This window comes from Vibrio pectenicida (assembly GCA_024347015.1).
GTDB classification, from domain to species: domain Bacteria; phylum Pseudomonadota; class Gammaproteobacteria; order Enterobacterales; family Vibrionaceae; genus Vibrio; species Vibrio pectenicida.
In genome coordinates this window covers 132,548-146,908 of sequence record AP024890.1, presented here as the reverse complement: position 1 = coordinate 146,908, position 14,361 = coordinate 132,548, and the positions used below count along the sequence as shown (strand labels likewise).

The window sequence follows — 14,361 nt, the reverse complement described above, 5'->3', positions numbered from 1 at the left end:
AGTGTTACCAATAGTGAGATCTTAATATCATTTAATTGACGATATGAATGATTTTCTAAGTTTTGCACCTTATCTTTTGTGCGCTTTTTGAGCGCATAATTAAATAGGATGTAATTAAGATGAAAAATGGATATAAGCTTTCTACGCTTGCCGTTGCAATTATGGCTTCTGCGTCAGTTTCAGCTAGTGTTGAACCAGCTCCGGCTAACTTACCTTTTATTACAGATGTAAAAGGTAATATTATTGAAGACTATTCACCACAACTCGCTAAACCTGCAGCTTTGTTTTCAATAAACATGTTTATCCCACCCTCTGAACAACGAGGTGATTGGTTCAATATGTCTGCTAACTACTCAAATCTGCAAGGCGTTGGTGCTGATTATGTGTATGAATCTATGCTCCCACCACTTAAACCTCAACCAATCATTGTTGCAGTTCTTGATTCTGGTGTTGATATTGAGCATGAGGATTTAAAAAATAAGCTTTGGACCAATAAAGACGAAATCCCAGGTAATGGTATCGATGATGACGGAAACGGCTACATTGATGATATCCACGGTTGGAATTTTTTGGGTAATTCACTAGGACTAAATGTTGATCAGGATACTTTGGAAGTAACTCGTGAATACAAAAAGTATCTTGGAATGGTCAATGAGCAAGAGTGGATTGCACCCAAAGAGCTTGAATATTATAAAGGTGTTGAGGCCGATTACCTTAGGTCTGTAGCAAAGAATCAAAGCTTGCTTGAGAAAGTTACTCTTGCTTTCGAGCAGGCGAATCAGTTCAAAGGGGATATCCTTGAGTTGATCGAACATAAAGACTTTACAGTGGATGGTTTACAAATATTGTTATCGCATTCAAATCCAGAGGTAGTCGAAGCTACAAAAGGTATTTTAGCAGTATTTGCATCATGGTATTCATTTGACTATTTGGAGTCGCGTAAAAATCGTTATCAGACTGCTCTCGATTATCATTACAATTTAGAGTTAGACACTCGTCAAGATATTGTAATGGATGATATCGATAATGCTTGGGAGAAGGGTTATGGGAATAATGATGTTAAAGGCCCAGTAGGATCACATGGTACACACGTATCCGGTATCATTGCAGCTGAACGCCGCAACGGTATTGGTATTGATGGCTTGGCTGAGCATGCTCAGATCATGGCTGTTCGCATGGTACCAAATGGTGATGAAAGAGATAAAGATATTGCCAATGCGGTGCGTTACGCGGTAGATAATGGCGCAAAAATTATCAATATGAGCTTTGGTAAGAGCTATTCACCGCGTAAGTTTATTGTTGATCATGCATTCCGTTATGCAGCAAGGAAAGGTGCGCTTATCGTGCACTCTGCAGGCAATAGCCGCAATGATAATGATATCAAACCAAGCTTCCCTAACCGCTTTGCAAAACACCAATGGTCCAAGCCTATTTCAACTTGGATGGATGTAGGTGCTTCTGCGAAATATGCTGATGATTCTCTCGTTGCGAGTTTTAGTAATTATGGTCAGGAAACGGTAGATGTATTTGCTCCTGGCTACCGTGTTTTATCATCTACGCCAAATAATACATACTCTGCATATAGTGGTACTAGTATGGCAGCACCAGTGGTTTCTGGAGTGGCTGCAATGGTATGGTCACATTACCCTGATCTGTCAGCTGTTGAGCTTAAAGATCTGTTAATGAACAAAGCTCGTATTTATCCAGAGCTATTGGTCAAAAACCCTACATCACCAGAAGATTTAGTTCCATTTACCACTTTGTCTATCTCTGGAGGCGTTGTTGACGCAGAAGCTATTTTTGCTGAGCTGCAAAGCCGTTAATTTTGTTGTTTATGAAGTGAAGGGGGGCTACGTTATGTAGCCCCCTTCTTATTTTAACTATTTTCTAAATCAATGATTTTACATCGTATTGGAATAACCGACATAGCTGAGCCAGAAGATAAGCTGCGAACAAAATCTATTGCTTTGGTGATATCTTTGGTTTCAATTTTAAGTTGATTATCGATTCGTCCATCATCTGTCATATCGGTATCAACGACGCTTGGACATAAGCAACATACCTTTATGTTGTATGGTAGGAGCTCTTGATAAAGCGATTGGCTATAACTGACTATGGCTGATTTCGTGGCTGAATAAGCTGCAATTTTTGCTACAGGAGATAGTCCAGCAGTCGATCCTAGATTATATATTTCACCAAATTTTTGTTGCTGCATTTTTTGCGCTACAACATTACATATCACCATTGTTGAAGTCAGGTTAATATTGATCAACTCTGTGAGTTGGGTGAAAGATAGTCCAATGTTACCAGCTTTAAGTATGCCAGCGCTGTTAACTAATACATCTATGTTATTAATATTTTCTAAAATTGGTAGTAGTGAGGACTCTAAAAGTTCAGGGTATGAGAAGTCAATACTGTATACCTGTATTGATAGATCTGGAAACTCTCGATTTATTTCAGACCTGAGTTTGTTTAGGTTGTTTAGGCTATTGGCAATTAGCACTAAATGATACCCTTGTTGAGCAAAGTAGTGAGATATTGCCTTTCCGATCCCTCTACTTGCACCAGTGATTAATGCGGTTTTAGCCATAGTGTATACCCTCTGAATCTTAAGATTCTATGTTAGTTAACGGCTGGGTAAGGTTTCCAGCTTTAAATAAGTAGTAACTAGTTATAGTACACCTATAAGTTACAGGTTTTTTCTAAAAGGTGTAAGAGATATATAAGAGGTCCTATCAGATATTATGATTTATTGCTCGGTAACATAGGTATTACTTTTGTTCTACAATTAAATAATAAAATTTTAATTAGACTGATAATTATATTTAATAATAATTTTTTTATTATCTTAATTAGTCCATCGGTACTATAATTAATTTAACGGATTAAATGGTGATACTATGAAATTTTTAAAATATTTTATATGTTAATTTAACAATAAAGATTAATTAAACTTGTTAAATGAAAAATATATGCAATGGTTATAGTATTGAATAGGTTGACTAAGAAATGCTTCAGAGGTTATGCTGAGACAAACCTGTTGATTTTTTTGGTAAATATTCATTATGTGAATACACATGATCTTTTTTGTGAATTTCATTCGTCATACGAATTTCATTCAGAATGAAAATTATGTGAAAATGAACAAGAACATAGGATCACAAAAAATAAGATGCCAAAAAGAAATTTAATTATCATAATCCACTTGCTATCGATAGAAGCTATTTATGACAAGTTGGCAATGAATAGCTCTTTAACTAAGCTAAGATCATTGATTTTCCTACATAGTCGCATAGGCCTTATGAATTATTGATTATATTTATATTTTATTTTTAGTTTCATTAATTATTATTTTGTTTACAAATAAAATGAGTCTTAAATCCTTATTTTATATTTCCATTTGTGGTTGTGGGTATTGATGCAGTAATGATTTTCAAGTTTTCTGAGTAATAAAAGTAAATACTTACCCTTTAGAGAAAGAAAAGTAGATATCATTAATAGAATATAAAAATGGGAAAGCTGATGAAAAATTCATTTTTGCTAAACCTAGAAAGGAGACGCACTATATATTGTTTAGGCGACAGTGTTACCCAGCCTAAGAAGCATATCTCCGATCTAGTAAACAAGGCGGTAAAGTTATCGCCTTCTGCGTTTAACTCCCAGAGTACACGTGTTGTGATATTGTTTGGTAACCACCACTGTAAACTTTGGGCATTAGTAAAACATGAACTGAGTAAATTACTAACGTTTGATGCTTTAGATACGAGTTTATCTAAAATTGATGCTTGTTGTTCTTCTGGGTTTGGGACTGTACTCTTTTTTGAAGATACTTCAGTGATTAAAAAACTGGAACAAATCTACCCTTTGTATGCTGAAAATTTTAAAAACTGGTCCGAGCAAGCTAATGGAATGGCACAGTTATCGGTTTGGACTGCGTTGGCGGCAGAAAATATAGGGGCATCTATACAACACTACAATCCAATAATTGATGAGGGTGTCTCACAAGAATGGCGGATTCCTAGCAACTGGAAACTGATAGCCCAGCTACCATTTGGCACCATAGAAAAGGATCCGGAAGATAAAACATTTATTACTGATGAAGAGCGCTGCATTATTTTTGAGTAGGGCGCTCAAGGCCATCAGTACATTTTGAACATTTTGTATATCCAGTTCCATCGTCCAATCAGTTTGCTTGGAAAAACATGCGCTAATAAATATTTTGGAGTGCGTCCAAACTACAACTCATATGGTTCTAGGTGAATTGAAAATTAGTTGAATTTTTTATATTGTACAATGAGTTAAGTAAAAATGCCGTTCACAAGCCATAATATGAACTACCTAAGACGAGTTGATCTTAATCATTTAGTGACCTTACAGGCGTTATTGTCTGAAAAGCATATTTCTCGTGCTGCAATTCGGCTGAGTAAAAGCCAACCCGCTGTAAGCCATTCTTTGGCTTATCTACGAAAAACATTTGATGATCCATTGTTGATCCGCCGGTCAGGTAAGCTGGAATTAACATCGAAAGCCGAAGAGCTTTTACAACCACTAGAGGAGGCGCTAGCTCAGTTGACAACTTTGTTTGCACCATTAGAGTTTTCTCCAAAAATAGCTAATCGTACATTCCGGATTGCTATGTCAGACTATGGTGCGAAAGTAGTTCTGCCTAATTTATTGTCTCAGATTCGTGCAATTGCCCCGAATATAAAATTTGTGGTTAGACAAGGTAGCAGAGACGCTATGATAGCAAGTGTAATAGATGGTGAATCTGATTTAGCATTTGGTGTTTTCCCTGATATCGGTGCTGAACTACAAACCGAAACACTTTTTCAAGAGGAGTTTATTTGTGTCGCTGATAAGTCGACGATCCCAGAGTGTGGTTATCTGAGTTTATCAGCTTGGTTATCTCGTTTTCACCTTCTCGTTGCACTTAAAGAGGGGAGCGATAATGAAATTGATAGCTCACTTAGTAAAATTGGACATAAACGAAATATTAGTATGGTTCTTCCTCATTGGGGGATTGCTGGTGATTTAGTGAGAGGAACGGACCTAATACTAACAGTAGCAAAACGAGCTTTGAATGCATTTGAAAAGCAACCAGATCTGGTCACCTTTAGGCCACCATTTCATATTGATTCCTTTAACTTTGATGTTATTTGGCACAAAAGAAGGTCAACTGATCCTGCTCATATTTGGTTAAGGAAAATGATTTATCGCTCTCTTGCTACGAGGACCGATCAGAGTTAATAGTAAGATTGTATGAGCTGATGCCATTTTGTTATTGAGTGAAATTTGGTCTAAAGATTAATTGCAATTTTAGCGTGATCTAGCTCTTTATTCGGAACTGATTTATGACACTTTTAATGCATGTAAGTGTCTACTGAATCATCATGTAGTTACATTACTTTAACATAGCTACCAAGATAAGGAGGGTAATTTGGGACATCCAATAACGATTACCGATCAGGTACCAGCACTTGCTGTATTGTTTGATAGTGATTTTAGGCTCAATTTTCAGGCATTCATAGAGCAAATCCAGTTGGCGAATAAGCCTCTATCACTGGCAACAATTCGCTTCATATTAGAACACGTAGATCTTACAGATGAAGAGATAAAATCGTTGGTGAGTTTTGATCAAGATAATTATTGTCGGAAGCGTTTATTTAAAAATAAACACTGTGAAATTTTGATATTAAGTTGGCTTAATGGTCAGCGAAGCAAGATTCATGACCATTTGAATACTGCTTGTGGTGTACGTGTATTGCAGGGGGAAGCAACTGAAACCTTGTTTGAGACTGCGCCGAATGGCTATATTTATGCTTCTCAGTCATCGCATTATCCAAAGGGGAGCGTAACCGTAAGTCGAGACAATGATATTCATCAGATTTCTAATTTGCAGGCAGATGGTAAACCTCTTGTCACCTTGCATGTATATTCACCACCTTTGAGTCAGTTCCATTTATACCAGCTCGAAAAAGGTCAGCCTGAACTTCTAGATTTACAGCAAGATACTTGGTTCTACGAAATTTAACTACTTGTCGTTGCACTATTGGTTGAGTCACTTAGTTATACGGCTTAAAAGGAATCAATCAGATAAGAATGTAGAAGAGGCTAGGTCGCCCCTTTAGATATTTTAATTATTTTTCTTTAAGAGTCGAGAAAACCCTTGTTCTTTTAAGCTCTGTTCCATAATGGCGATGACTTTTCGGCTCGTATCTGCTCTGAGTATCGGTGAGCTAACATTACCTTGAATAATTAGCTCAGAGACATGAGTTGCTTCATATTCAAAGCCACCTCCCATTGGTGATTGAGATATGACAGTATGTTGTCCCTTATAGATCACGTCTATTTTGATTGGATTCCACCACTTATCATGAATAATAATTTTGATCTCAGGGCCTTGTATAATTGCGTGGCGTGCTAAGTTCTGAGTAATGGAGGCTTTGATGTTCCCATTGATACCTTGTTCGAAAATGAACTCGGCGGTTTCATCTACCTCTGAATTTGGATTGTCTTGCCAGTAAGTGACTTTCGGAAGAGAAATGTTAGAGCCAGTAAGATGAGATAAGTCCGCGTATAGCCAAAGTGGGTATACGCCCACATCCAGAGTAGCTCCGCCACATAACTCGGGGTTGAATATTTGCTGCTCAATACCGAACGAATGCCAGTTACCAAAAGCTGCCTCAATTGAAGTGATTTTGATTTTGTTTTGCTTAATAAATTGGCGCAAACTCTGATAAGCCGGAAAAGTAACCGATTTCATAGCTTCCAATAGAAGTACACCTTTTTCAGAAGCTAGCTGATGCATTTCATCCCAATGACTTAACTCCGTGAAAGCCGGCTTTTCTACCAAAATATGCTTACCAGCATTTAAAAATAACTTGGCCATATCGTAGTGAAAAGGATGGATAGTAGCTATGTATACCACATCAACATCTGGATCATTTGCTAGCTCCTGATACGATGAATAGGTGTTTTCCACCTCATATTGATTGGCAAATGACTCAGTACGCTTTTCACTTCGTGAAGCGATTGCATATAAGTACCCATTTGGGACATGTTTTGTTAGATCGTTGGCAAATCGGTGGGCGATTTTTCCAAGCCCTGCGATGGCCCAGCGAACACGCTGCTCTACCATTCTCTTTCCTTATTCAGGCGTTTAGGTGAGCAATGATACTAAATGGCAAGTTATACTAAGGTCAATAATTATAGTGTCCATAAACCTAGCTAGTATAGTTTGCAGGTTAATGAAAATTAATAGGTGATCGAGCCTTATGAGTAAAATTGATTTTCACACGAGTACTAACTTATCCTACTAAGTAGTAGGTAAAAATCATCTTTCAACGTGGTTTGCAAAGCTGTTGCGTAAAGCTACGTTTTACTTTTTGATATAAAAAATAAAGTTTTATATCATTCGGATAGTTAGCGTTAGCCTCATTTTCGTTTTCATGCTTATAATTAGCAATACTCGGATATTCAAAACCTTAACCAGCCCAATCCAAATTTCAATTCACTAGGCGGTATTATGCGTGGCGCTAAGCAGCATGACATAGATAATTCTCATCCCTCTCGGGAAAATACACTCATGACCAATCGTCGATCTATACATGTGTTAGGTGAATTGATTCGGTTTATTCACCCTTATCGATGGAAAATATTTGCGGCCCTGTTTGCTTTGGTACTAACGGCATGCCTTACTTTATCTGTTGGTCAGGGTCTTCGTTTGTTGATTGACCAAGGTTTTGCGCAGCAGTCTGGAGAGGCTCTTAATCGTGCTATTGGCTTTATTTTAGTTGTCACTATTATGATTTCTATAGGCACATTTTTTCGTTTTTATTTAGTGTCTAGTGTCGGGGAGAGGGTCAGCGCTGATCTTCGTCTTGCTGTTTTTAATCATGTCATTACTTTGCACCCCAGCTACTTTGAAACCAACGGAAGTGGTGACATTATGGCTAGAATTACCACAGATACTACGTTGCTACAAAGTATTATCGGGTCATCATTATCTATGGCGATGCGCAGCGCGTTAATGTGCTTCGGCGCTATCATTATGCTTTTTGCGACAAATATTAAGCTTACCCTTATTGTATTAGTATCGGTTCCTGTAGTCATACTTCCCATCTTGATTTATGGGCGACAGGTTAGAAAACTTTCTCGTCAAAGCCAAGACTCGGTGGCAGATGTTGGAAGTTATGCGGGTGAAGCGATTGAGCAAATTAAAACCGTTCAAAGCTACAGTCGGCAAGCTTTGGAAATTGATGCTTTTTCAGTTGAAGTTGAAAAAGCCTTTGATATTGGTTTTCGAAGGGTTAAGCAAAGAGCAAGTCTCATTTCTGGTGTTATTTTAATCGTGTTCAGTGCGATTGCAGGCATGCTTTGGGTTGGTGGCAGTGACGTTATCAATGGTACTATATCTGGTGGCGACTTGGGGGCGTTTGTTTTTTATTCCATTATGGTTGCTTCATCCTTAGCAACAATATCTGAGGTGATGGGAGAGCTTCAAAGAGCTGCTGGCGCTATTGAAAGGTTGATTGAGATTTTAGAGGTAGAAAACCATATTACTCCGCCCAGTTCGTCTTCGCTCAATGTCGATTCCTTATCTAATGAGCTTAGGTTTGATGACGTGACGTTTTTCTACCCCTCGCGCCTCGATCAACCCGCAATCGATAAATTCACATTGACGGTCAAAAAAGGTCAAGTAGTCGCTCTTGTCGGGCATTCAGGTGCTGGGAAAACGACACTATTTGATCTATTGCAAAGATTCTATGATCCGCAAGAAGGAACAGTTACACTGGGCGGAGCGGATGTTCGTGATTTAGATCCAAGTGCTTTACGTGGAAAAATGGCGCTTGTTCCACAGCAGCCAGTACTGTTTAGCCGTGATGTACTTTACAATATTCGTTATGGTAAACCTGATGCAACAGACGAAGAAGTTATTGCTGCAGCCAAAAAGGCTCATGCACACGACTTTATCCTTAAACTACCTCAAGGCTACAGTAGTTTTCTTGGTGAGAGAGGGGTTCGGCTTTCTGGTGGGCAGCGCCAGCGCATTGCTATTGCAAGAGCGATTCTTAAAGATCCAGATATCTTATTACTTGATGAAGCGACGAGCGCACTTGATAGCGAAAGTGAGTATCATGTCCAGCAAGCACTTGATGCATTGATGCGTAATCGGACGACAGTCATTATTGCTCACCGATTATCTACTATTCAACATGCAGATCAGATCGCTGTTTTAGAGCACGGGCATTTGGTCGATACTGGTGATCATAAGCAATTGTTGACGCGCTGTGAGTTGTATCAGCGACTGGTGGCTTTACAGTTTACTCCAATGAATGGGTAGGCGAAAATTCTATAAGAAAGCGAGCTGTACTGGCTCGCTATTTACCAATTTATACTTTAAACATCACCCGGCTGTTCTTGTGTCGCATTCCAATCCATAAAGTTATATACATAGTAGCGTAGAATGCCTGCATATTCGTGTAGTGCGAAATCAGTCACCGCGAAATTGTACCACAGGGGCATGGTTGAAATTCTCGCATCCATATAATCAGCTCGTACGGGAACCGTCTTAATACCGAAATGCTTAAAGTAGAGCTGGCTGCGTTGCATATGCAAGCCGGAAGAGACAAGTACTATAGTCTCAGCTTGCTGTTGATTAAGAAGTACCGAAGTAAACTGAGCATTTTGCCACGTATTGACACTGTCAGCCTCCAAAATAATGTCTTGTTTAGGAACATTGAGTCTTAGTAGTTCTTTTTGATATATGTCAGCTTCAGTTACCCCATTGTTTTGGGCGTCTCCTCCGCTAATGATAATTTTACATATTGAGTCTTGTTTAACACAACTGTAATACTGAGTTGCGGTTTCATGTATACGTCCATAAGAGAAAAATGTTGGTTCAAAACTTCCATCTGTTTGTATCAATTGTGTGCCAGCACCAAGCAAAACAATGGCATTGTTAGATGACCACGGAACCTCTTTTTTTACTTGATATTGAGTTTGCAAATTATCTAGTAAATAACTGGGAACAACCCCTGTACCTATGAGTGTGAACAAAGTAAAAAATATTGATAATGAAATGTAAAGGGTCTTTTTCCATTTGAATGCCTTGGCTGCAACAGCAAAGAGCAGCAATAAAAGAAGTGCAAGAAAACTCATAACTATCCTTCAACTAAATAATAATCTTACTGACAGTATACGTGACTGGAGCTAGAAGCAATAGATATGTCTTTTGATGATGACATAAAAATAAATAATAAAATCATGCACAGTTCAGTGTGGTTTTATTGTTCAGACTTGTGAGTCTATGAAAAAAATTGCTATAAAAATAAATATAACTCAGATAGTTATATCGTAATTTTCATTCTTAATTGATCTAAATCAGTTTTCATATGGTCATGATATAGCAGACTGGTCATGTTTGATTTCATGTGAATGAATACGCATTTAAATTGGATTTATTGAGATGCAGCCATCCTTCTTTTTGTAATAAAAAATGTCGTAATGAAATCTAATTTTTTGTGGTATTCAGAGAATAATAACAAGAGATAAAAGATGAAAAGGCTATTGGGGATATTACTATATATTTATACAACCCACGCAGTGGGAGCTCTATACTATGGTCCCGCCGATGGTAAAACTATTATTGATATTGGCGATCCCAAGGGATATCTATTTAAGATTGAAAAAGGGATCTATGTACAAAGTACATCTCAAGATTATATTAAGAATATAACGAATTTATTAGATCAGATTAAAAGTACGCCAAGTGGTAGGGCGATTTTACATCAAGTATCACATTATCACCCATTACCATTACCCGGCCAATCTAGAGCCTTGCCTTTCTCAAAATCTTCTGCACCCGAAAATGTATTAAAGAAAATCCATGTCGTTATAAATGAGGCAACCGGCAACAAAAACTTTGTCACTGAACCTTTAGTTACAGAATTGTCATATATTAGTCATCAATCAAATGGCCTTGGTGTGCCTGCACGTATTTATTTCAATCCGAATACAGAAGTCGTGATTCCAGGAACGAGAGAAACGATTAAACCATCTGTCGCTTTAGGCCATGAATTGGTTCATGCTCGAGATTATCTTTCAGGTGGGTTACCTACAGGCCTGCGTACCGTGTCACATATCGCGCCTGTTGATGGAGTCGATGAACAAGGAATGATTTTTAGGCAAGGTGATCGTGTTGAGTTTCAGCTTGCTCGCAAAGAATTTGAAGCGACAGGTATTGCTTATCGTAATAAGGAATCAACTACAGAGATAAAGAAACTTACCATTACTCGTCAACGTTCTATCGAACGCCGAGAAAGTTATGGTGACCTTTGGCATCAAGCCAAAAAGCAAGGCAATGTATCGCGGGCCGAATATAAAGAAGTCAAAACCAATCTTGCTTTGCTAAAAAAGGAAAAGCCGGTTACTGAATACCATTTAGCCAAGGAATTAGGTGCGCCTACTCGAGATATGTACTGGCCAAGTCGTATGCTTCCTTACCAGCATGTAGATTCGCCTAGTCTAGGTAGTAGAAGTACGTCTAGTCTAGGTAGTAGAAGTACGTCTATGCTTCGTCGCCGTCCCGGAAAAGTCAGTGCTTTGGCCGAACGTACCCATACAACGACATCTTATTTAGATAATTCTGAAAATCCACTGGTTGTTGTGAGCTCAAGTGTATTCTCAGACCACAATAAGAGTCCCAAAATCAACCGAGATGCTAAGAATATTATTGATATCGCGCTTGCAACAGACAGCGATATTGTCGTTCTTGAGGGGGATGAATTTAGACGTCTTTCTTATGGTAAAAAAAGGTTTATTCGTGAATTACAGCTAAAGGCGATTGCCAGTGCAACGAATAACTCAAGTATTGAGGTGAAATTTGTCTCAATGGGCACAAGTGAATTGACAGGAGAAGGAGTTGTGAGTCTTCGGCAAGCCATTCATGTCGCTTTGTTTGCCCCCAATAACGAGGTGAACGCAATTAGGTTAGCTCAGTATATTTCTGGGCAGGGGACATCACTTATGGTCAACCATACCGGAGAGCTTACTTCACACGCTCGAATTCACCCTTTTCAATTAAAACAAGAGTGGGCTGACCTTGCATTACAACAAGATGTCACTCTGATCCCCGAAAAACCGCTCCCTCGACTTAAAAAATGCTGGAGTTTATAATGAGGGATAGATGCCATTTTGTGTGTTTACTCTCTCTTGTCTTGTTTCAAGCTCAAGCTGAACAGTGGTGCGATATACTCAACAGCCAGCTTGAGCAGGAAGAGGTTTGGCTCTCTCGACTTGACACGGAATTCTCATCTAGCTTGCAAAATGCGCAGTCTCTATCTGCCATTGAACAAATCCCAAGCTTAGTTTTTCCACAGGATAATATTCTTTCAGGACATCGAGCATGGTCTGGCTTAGCATTGACGGTCAGAGAGAATACTCAAGCACCTGGCACAGCATCTAGCTCAAGAAAAAATCAGTTTCAACGTCTTGCGCAACGTACTCTGAGTCGGCAATTGTTGTATGGTGTTGCAGAAGGTTTATCCGCAGGGCTAGATGTTATTACTTTGATCCCTTGGTACGATAGATTGGTCAGAACGATGTGGGATGATTCAGCGACAGCTTTGGACAGGCTTGCAGTGACATTAGATCCAATACCCTTTATAGGCTTTGCAGTCAGCTACTACGATACCTTATCTCATATGGATAGCCCCCAAAAGCGCATTGAGCAATTTGCCCAATTGGGTCACTATACCTACGCGAATAATAACCCTGAAGCCATAATCAATAGAGCGACAGCGGTTCATATCGATCAACAGTATCAACAGCTGAAAAACCACACTAACGAGCTGGCTAAAAGGATCATTAGTGTCCATATGCTGCATTACGATGCGACGTTTAGTGCAAAAGTTCTTGAGATCGAAAAGGTGCTCGATGAAACTTTCGCACAAATGGATTCAGAGTATGTGCACCTTATGCTCAATCGCTATAATTCGACCGAGCACTTGACCCATCCTTTTGGTAATAGAGCTTGTATTAATCAACGAGAATTGCTGGAGGATAAATTACAAGCGAGTGAAAATATCAGTGTTAGGGAGCGCCAGAGTCTTAGAGAATGTAGCTACCAAGCTTTGATAGCTAATTTAATGGTAATTGGTGTCGGAAGAAGTCATTTAAATGAGGCGGCTAGAAGTGACTTTTTTTCTTACAAACAACAAATGGTAGACCAAGCTATTGAGCATATTTCAAGTTGGCGACAGACTACCATTGATATACAGAAAACTGCGATTGATGCAGCAATTGAATCTGTTATTTCTAGTGACGATCTTATTCGTTATCAGCAAAACCTTTACCAACGAGCGAGAGATATTGCAATCAACAACTTTTCAGTACAGATTATGCAGCGTCCCGCAACTGAGCGTGAACTTGAAACAGGACGTTTTTTAGTTGATGAAGGTGAATTGGTGTGTGGTCTCTATAGCTGTACTGTGTATGAGGGACGAGAAGTGTTGTTTGATGAAACAAAAGATCCTCTACTCACTAGATTGAATCAGCCTCTGCTCACACTCAATACACAACAATACCTCTCGCAGCATTATCAGCATGCTTGGTCTGAGGCTGAATTGGATGAGCCCTACATCAACTTGTGGACTCAGTGGCAACATAGAAATGAGTATCATTTTTATGCCTTACCTTATTTAGGTAACCCATCGCTGCAAGTGATAGAAAAAGACATGCCATTGCTTATTGATGTGCTTGAAAATATTCCAGAAACATTAACTGCGCAGCAAGCTTTACCATATATATATCGGTCGATGCGAGAAACCATTTCTACCATGGATTCGCATAAAGCGTGGGTGATGCTTGGTGATTTTGTTTTTCGTTTTCAGTATGAGCTACGCCAACAGCAAAGGTTGCACTTTCTGCCTGTGTCTTGGCAGCAGGTAATTTGGCCTGAATCTGTTTATGGGCCTATGTTTAACGCCTACCTAAGTAAGCCATACTGGTACTTATCATCTCAATCTTGGGCACAAATTTTGCCTCTTTATAATCAACGTTTCCGCGTTGACTGGTTTTTACAAATGGGGCAAGGTCATCGAACTTATCTCACCGAGTCTGTAAGTCGAGACGTTTATCTCAGTGATAAGTATTGGCATGATGTTAGTGCTCAGCTCTATGCGGTATTAAATATTCCATCTATGCGCTGGCGCCCATTTGATCACCTGCTGTTCACTGATATATGGTCACAGGTGATAGAAAATGAAGCTTTAATAGCTGCGAGTCAAAGCTAGTCTTTAGGGTTCATATGCTAGATTAGAAGAATTTAGGCTGCTGGCTAAAATACTGCGCAGCCCATTG

10 protein-coding genes are annotated in these 14,361 nt (G+C 39.0%); 7 read left to right on the top strand and 3 right to left on the bottom strand.

What is annotated here, in order from left to right; genetic code table 11:
• Positions 1 to 119: 119 nt before the first annotated feature.
• Positions 120 to 1,823 carry a S8 family peptidase gene (locus OCV27_RS15610; RefSeq protein ID WP_125322132.1) on the top strand — a complete coding sequence of 568 codons (1,704 nt, stop codon included), beginning with the start codon at positions 120 to 122 and terminating at the stop codon, positions 1,821 to 1,823.
• Positions 1,824 to 1,876: 53 nt separating this feature from the next.
• Here OCV27_RS15610 and OCV27_RS15605 read toward each other — a convergent pair whose 3' ends face one another.
• Complete coding sequence (locus OCV27_RS15605; protein ID WP_125322133.1) at positions 1,877 to 2,590, bottom strand: SDR family NAD(P)-dependent oxidoreductase; 714 nt, start codon at positions 2,588 to 2,590, stop codon at positions 1,877 to 1,879.
• A gap of 932 nt (positions 2,591 to 3,522) precedes the next feature.
• Here OCV27_RS15605 and OCV27_RS15600 point away from each other — a divergent pair.
• The 3 genes from OCV27_RS15600 to OCV27_RS15590 all read left to right on the top strand — a co-directional run bounded on the left by OCV27_RS15600 (position 3,523) and on the right by OCV27_RS15590 (position 6,031).
• Positions 3,523 to 4,125, top strand: a complete 603-nt coding sequence (locus tag OCV27_RS15600; RefSeq protein ID WP_125323272.1) for a nitroreductase family protein — start codon at positions 3,523 to 3,525, stop codon at positions 4,123 to 4,125.
• Between the two features lie 204 nt (positions 4,126 to 4,329).
• Positions 4,330 to 5,247, top strand: a complete 918-nt coding sequence (locus OCV27_RS15595) for a LysR family transcriptional regulator (RefSeq protein ID WP_125323273.1) — start codon at positions 4,330 to 4,332, stop codon at positions 5,245 to 5,247.
• Positions 5,248 to 5,437: 190 nt separating this feature from the next.
• Positions 5,438 to 6,031, top strand: coding sequence for a cysteine dioxygenase (locus tag OCV27_RS15590; RefSeq protein ID WP_125323274.1), 594 nt, complete (start codon positions 5,438 to 5,440; stop codon positions 6,029 to 6,031).
• Between the two features lie 102 nt (positions 6,032 to 6,133).
• Here the strand turns inward: OCV27_RS15590 and OCV27_RS15585 are convergent, their stop codons facing one another.
• Positions 6,134 to 7,138 carry a Gfo/Idh/MocA family protein gene (locus OCV27_RS15585; RefSeq protein WP_125323275.1) on the bottom strand — a complete coding sequence of 335 codons (1,005 nt, stop codon included), beginning with the start codon at positions 7,136 to 7,138 and terminating at the stop codon, positions 6,134 to 6,136.
• Between the two features lie 447 nt (positions 7,139 to 7,585).
• On the opposite strand from OCV27_RS15585, the gene OCV27_RS15580 reads away from it, so the two are divergent.
• A complete protein-coding gene (locus OCV27_RS15580; protein WP_245986875.1) occupies positions 7,586 to 9,343 on the top strand; it encodes an ABC transporter transmembrane domain-containing protein in 1,758 nt (585 codons plus the stop codon).
• A 56-nt stretch (positions 9,344 to 9,399) separates the two neighbouring features.
• Here OCV27_RS15580 and OCV27_RS15575 read toward each other — a convergent pair whose 3' ends face one another.
• The gene (locus OCV27_RS15575) at positions 9,400 to 10,161 is read right to left on the bottom strand and encodes a YdcF family protein (protein WP_125323277.1); all 762 of its coding nucleotides are present in this window, start codon (positions 10,159 to 10,161) and stop codon (positions 9,400 to 9,402) included.
• 396 nt (positions 10,162 to 10,557) lie between these two features.
• Here OCV27_RS15575 and OCV27_RS15570 point away from each other — a divergent pair, with 396 nt between their 5' ends.
• Together OCV27_RS15570 and OCV27_RS15565 are read left to right on the top strand one after the other, a co-directional pair.
• Entirely contained in the window at positions 10,558 to 12,177 is a 1,620-nt protein-coding gene (locus OCV27_RS15570; RefSeq protein ID WP_125322916.1) for a M91 family zinc metallopeptidase, read from the top strand.
• On the top strand, positions 12,177 to 14,294 hold the full coding sequence (locus tag OCV27_RS15565; RefSeq protein ID WP_125322917.1) for a hypothetical protein: 2,118 nt from the start codon (positions 12,177 to 12,179) through the stop codon (positions 14,292 to 14,294). Before OCV27_RS15570 ends, OCV27_RS15565 begins: the two co-directional genes overlap by 1 nt.
• The last annotated feature ends 67 nt before the right edge of the window (positions 14,295 to 14,361 follow it).